A 5,005-nucleotide genomic window follows, 5' to 3' on the forward strand; every position below is an offset into this window, starting at 1 on the left:
GTCCCCTCCGATGCAACCGAAGGAATCACGACCGGCGATTCGAGGGAATCGCAAAAATGAAATTGCAAGCTTTCGGGCCTTCAAACCCGAAAGGCTTGCAATCTCAAACCTCGCTCCGCTTCAAAAATCGACTCCAGCTCAATGGCTTGGGAGGTTCTTCACGGCCGACGAATTCTAGCCCTGGCACGCGGGCCCTAATTTTCGGTCCCCAGGTGCGACGGGAATGGCCGGAAAAATCTCGTCGCCATTCATACCTCGATGTGGCTGCGTGATTGGAGCCGTTCCTCGAAGCCATCCAGCGCACAAGATCGTTGTTCTCTCCAGGGATTATGAAAGCACACAGCTAAGTGAACGTATGTCCACCGCCGCAATCAAGCTCAACGTGAAGGAGGCGGTATCCGAGTGGATTAGCTTATTCCGTGCGGCGCACGGCAGTCGGAGGCGCTGGTAGCCGCGGGGGCGCTTTGTCAGGATCTCTATTCCATTCCGCCTGCTGGGTTCGAGCTGGAAGTGGCCCGTTGAGGGATCACCCGGTGACGTTCCGGCGCGTTTCGCGGCGAAGCACACCGCGTAGTGGGCGGCCTCGACTTTCCGTCTAAAATCGTTTCCGTTTTAGGAGCCTCCTCATCCGCCGAATCGAATTGCGTGCGGTCATCATTGTCTGATTACCGCAGGGCGGGGAACTCCATGGCCGAAACGGGCGATGCAAGAGGCGTTCATAACAAGTATTTGTCTTGTCTTGGACTATGCAACCGAGTGGCCTCGCGCGTCTACAGAATAGCTTACCGATGTCGTTTCGGTGAAAAGTTCTCTTCATGCGATGTTGTAAGATAGTGCAGCGCGGGTGCGTCCGCCATTCAACCACAAACTACCATAAGGCCGGACAATCAAGTTCTCTCCATCGGTCGGCCATGAGATCGCCATAGGCGGCGGCATCGCCACCCCGGGGTGAAGCTCCGCACGAGGGGCGCCCCACGTCGCATGTAGCGCTGTTTGCCACGCCAAAGTGTGGTCGGTTGATTGCGGCCATGTCGGAAACTCTCGCAGCGTCATTCCACCAACAAGCTGCTAGCTAAACGTGTTCTCTATATTACCGATGCTGTGAAGGGAGTCGCTAGTGGCACGCCGATTGCTGGGTTGACGAGTGCTGCATCAAAAGCAATCGCAGCGGCCTGTCACGAGGAGTTTCCGATGAGAGCCGCTCGGGTGACCCTATTCCAGGCGTTGATGCTGCTTAATCAAACATCCAACAGCGGTGACATCATGAGATAAGACCTGTCGCTGGCCAAAGTTGGCGCAAGTTAAGCTTCAGTGAAAGGAGGTGCAGATGATCTCAGAGGTGTTTATCACCTGTGCGGTGACAGGAGGTGGGTCGAATGCGGACCGTAGCCCTTATGTGCCGGTGAGCCCGGAGGAGATCGCGGACTCGGCTATCGCGGCGGCGCGGGCCGGGGCCTCGGCGGTGCATATCCACGTGCGCGATCCTAAGACCCGCCGAGGCGTGCTTAATCCCGCACTATATCGGGAAGTGGTGCAGCGCATTCGGAGGTCGAACGTAAATCCAGTGATCAACCTGACCACGGCGAATGGGGGCGATCTCGTGCTGGGTGGGCCTGGCTCTCCCCTGCCGGTGGACCCGGCGGGAACGGACATGGCGGGCGCGCTTGAGCGACTGGCACACGTGGAACAGCTACGCACCGAAATCTGCACACTTGATTGTGGGTCGATGAACAGCAAGTCTAACGGCCAGTACATCATGGTCAACAGTACCGGAACGCTCCGCGCTATGGCGACACGCATAAGAGAGCTCGGAGTGCGTCCTGAGCTAGAGGTGTTCGATACCGGCCATCTGAAGTTGGTTAACGACTTTGTGAAAGAAGGGCTGATTAGTGGTCCGCCGCTGCTCCAGCTGTGCATGGGAATCGGCTACGGCGCGCCGGACGACTTGACCACGTTGATGGCAATGGTCCACCAACTCCCGCCGGGCGCCATCTATTCCACCTTCTCGGTCGGGCCGATGCAGCTTCCGTATTCGGCGTTGGCACCGTTGATCGGTGCGAACGTGCGGGTGGGATTGGAAGATAACCTGTATCTTTCCCGCGGGCGGCTGGCAACCAATGCCGAGCTTGTGCAGCGGGCGATCGAGATTCTCGAGCGGATCGGGGTGCGGGTGCTGAGTCCGGACGAGATGCGAGAGAAGCTCAAGCTCGAAGTTCATGCCTGAGAGGTCAAAGGTCATGCTCGAGAAATCGAAGCTTGCGGAGAAGCGGCCGAGCGCAATTGGACTCCTCGGGGGCGGTGTTATCGGCGGCGGGTGGGCGGCACGCTTCATTCTCAATGGGGCCGATGTGCGGCTGTACGATCCGGCGGCTAATGCAGTCGATTCTGTGCAGAAGGTGCTGGCTGACGCGCGGCGGGCGTTTCGAAAGCTGACGATGGTCCCGCTGCCACCAGAAGGGGCGCTGACGGTTGTCGAATCGGTAGCGGATGCGGTGCGCGGCGTGGACCTCGTGCAGGAATCCGCGCCGGAGCGCCTCGAGCTCAAGCAGCAGCTGCTCGCGGCCGCGAGCCGCGCGGCAGCGCCTGGAACGCTGATCTGCTCCTCGACCTCGGGGTTTCGGCCGTCGTTGTTGCAGTCGGAGATGGAGGGTCCCGCGTGCTTCCTCGTCGCGCACCCGTTCCAGCCTGTGTATATGTTGCCGCTGGTTGAACTGTGTGCCGGTGAGCGCACGGTACCCGAGGCCCTGGAGCGGGCAGCGGCGATCTATCGGGCGATTGGGATGCACCCGCTCGTCGTGCGCAAAGAGGTGGACGGGTTTATCGCGAACCGGCTGCAGGACGCGATCTCGCGCGAGGCGCTGTGGCTGGTGCATGACGATTTGGCAACGCTGCAGGAGATCGATGACGCGGTGCGCTACTCCTGGGCGCTGCGCCGAGCGGCCATCGGCTCCTATCGCATGGCCGATGGCGGAGCCGGCATGCGCCAGGGCATCGAGCAATGGGCGTTCAAGTGGCCGTGGTCGAGGCTCACCGACAAGCCCGAAATGGACTCAGCTTTCCTTGACAAAGTGGCCGCCCAGGCAGACGCGCTGGCGAACGCCGATCCGTTGCCTGTGCCCCTCGAACACAAGCGGGACGACTTGCTCGCCGCTGTGCTGCATGGTTTGCGCTCACAGGGCTACGGACCGGGCGAGACGCTCGCGTGCTGGGAACAGCAACTTCGCGACCGTGCCCCATATCTTATCAATGATGTCGGGCCGCTCCGGATGCCCATCCTGGAGGTGCCGTCTCGCTGGCTCGACTACGACGGCCACGTCAATGAGAGCCGCTACATCGAACTCTTCGGCAGCGCCACCGACAGCCTGCTCCGTTCGATCGGAGTCGACGGCGCGTACCGCTCAAGGCACGGTGGTTACCGCACGCTGGAGACCCATTTGTCGTATCTCCTCCAACTGTACGCTGGGGACCGCGTTCAGATACTTACGCAGGTTCTCGGCGCCGACGAGAAGCACTTTCACCTTTTCCACGTGCTTACACGCGAAAGTGACAAGACGCCAGCCGCCACCCGTGAGCAGCTGTTGCTTCACTTCGGCGCCCGCAGCGGACGTGGCGAACCCATGCAGGCGAATGTGCAAGAGCGCGCCCTCAAGCTGGCGCGGATGCACGCGGACCTGCCGCTACCGGAAGGCGCCAGCGTAAATATCCGACTGCGCTGAGCCGACAACTGGCCTGGCGCTAGCAAGCGCGACAATCTGGATTGGTAGAGTATTGTCTGATGTAGCGATGTTCCCGAAGATCCAGTCGTTACCTCGCCTATTTTGCTCCCGGACGGAATGGAGGAGGAGGCCGGTAGCGGAGCTGTCAGATTGCGTAACGACCGGCCTCCTCCGGCATCATTTGTCTCGTTGTGTCGCCGCTTCATCAATAGTTCACGGTGCCGTATTCGTGGTGCTAAACAGGAGCGCGCTGGCCTGCTCGCTGCGCCACGATTAAGACGGCGCTGAAGCGTTCTCAGAAGTTTGTCAGGATAGCCGCCGGGATGTTCGGCCTGCAGCTTGCCAAGAAGCTCGCTGCCGGTACGCCAAGAGCCTGCCAAAGCAGCACGAGGGCAGTCGCTCCGCTCCGTCATAAATCCGCTGCGGCGCAGGGCCGTTTTCTGCCTCCTGGGGAGCGAAGGAACTCATGGCGGTGGAAACCCGTGATGATGACGAATTCATCCAGTATGCGCGCCTTCTCCGCCCGGTCTGACGATATGTAACGCTCGCCAATAGCTCTAGTCAGCTCCTTCCGCGTCGCCATGCAAAGTCGCCTCATCGTTGCCCCTGCTCGTCGCTTTCGGTGGGGCGCAAACTACGTGAGGCAACGACTCAGTTTTCAGGAACATTGTGAACGACGCAATGCGATTTCTCATCCAGATTGGGTTCTTCCGCACATTTGGTGCAGGGTGCAGGATTCACGGACAGTGCGAATAAGGGCATAAGGTCGGAATCGCAGTCGACGCCCGTGATTCGCCTTGCTCCAAGCCTTCCGCTCACTGGTTTCCTCCGAGCTTTCGATTGTCGAGATCCTTCCCCAGACCGACAGGGTGGTGCTCGTGGCTCGGCCGAAGTCAGCAGTCTCGCTCTGTCCCTATTGCGGCTGCCAGACGGGTCGCGTCCACAGCCATTACGTGCGACGCTTAGCCGATCTGCCCTGGCAGGGTCGGGTTGTCGAGATCCGGCTTCGCGCGCGACGGTTTCGATGCGCGAATCTGCTATGCCCGCGTCGGATATTCACCGAGCGGCTACCGGCAACGGTGCGGCCGAAAGCAAGACGCACAACCCGCCTCGGCGAGAGCCAACTGGCGATCGGCTTTGCGGTCGGCGGAGAGCCCGGCTCGCGCCTGGCGCGCAAACTGGCCATGCCGGTCAGCGGCGACACCTTGCTCCGAATGATTCACTCGGCCCCGTTGCCGGATTTCGTTGCTCCGACCGTCGTCGGAATCGACGATTGGGCTTGGCGTCGT

At 60.6% G+C, this 5,005-nt stretch carries 3 protein-coding genes and 2 pseudogenes; 3 read left to right on the top strand and 2 right to left on the bottom strand.

Features of this window, described 5'->3' with window-relative positions:
• Positions 1-1,327: 1,327 nt before the first annotated feature.
• On the top strand, positions 1,328-2,224 hold the full coding sequence (locus tag P0R31_RS40395; RefSeq protein ID WP_275521159.1) for a 3-keto-5-aminohexanoate cleavage protein: 897 nt from the start codon (positions 1,328-1,330) through the stop codon (positions 2,222-2,224).
• Between the two features lie 13 nt (positions 2,225-2,237).
• Positions 2,238-3,716: a 3-hydroxyacyl-CoA dehydrogenase NAD-binding domain-containing protein gene (locus P0R31_RS40400; RefSeq protein ID WP_275521161.1), complete on the top strand. Its 1,479-nt coding sequence runs from the start codon at positions 2,238-2,240 to the stop codon at positions 3,714-3,716.
• Positions 3,717-3,929: 213 nt separating this feature from the next.
• On the opposite strand, the pseudogene P0R31_RS41280 reads toward P0R31_RS40400, so the two are convergent.
• Both P0R31_RS41280 and P0R31_RS41285 read right to left on the bottom strand, forming a co-directional pair.
• Positions 3,930-4,093 (bottom strand): annotated as a pseudogene (locus tag P0R31_RS41280) (ISNCY family transposase); the annotation flags it as partial.
• Positions 4,087-4,314 (bottom strand): annotated as a pseudogene (locus P0R31_RS41285) (ISNCY family transposase); the annotation flags it as partial. The pseudogenes P0R31_RS41280 and P0R31_RS41285, both read right to left, overlap by 7 nt.
• Positions 4,315-4,513: 199 nt before the next feature.
• Between P0R31_RS41285 and P0R31_RS40405 the strand changes: the two are divergent.
• A partial coding sequence (locus tag P0R31_RS40405; protein ID WP_275521163.1) for a transposase family protein occupies positions 4,514-5,005 on the top strand: 492 nt, incomplete at its 3' end.

Origin of the sequence: Bradyrhizobium yuanmingense (genome assembly GCF_029167105.1) — a bacterium.
In the GTDB taxonomy this organism is placed as follows: domain Bacteria; phylum Pseudomonadota; class Alphaproteobacteria; order Rhizobiales; family Xanthobacteraceae; genus Bradyrhizobium; species Bradyrhizobium yuanmingense_A.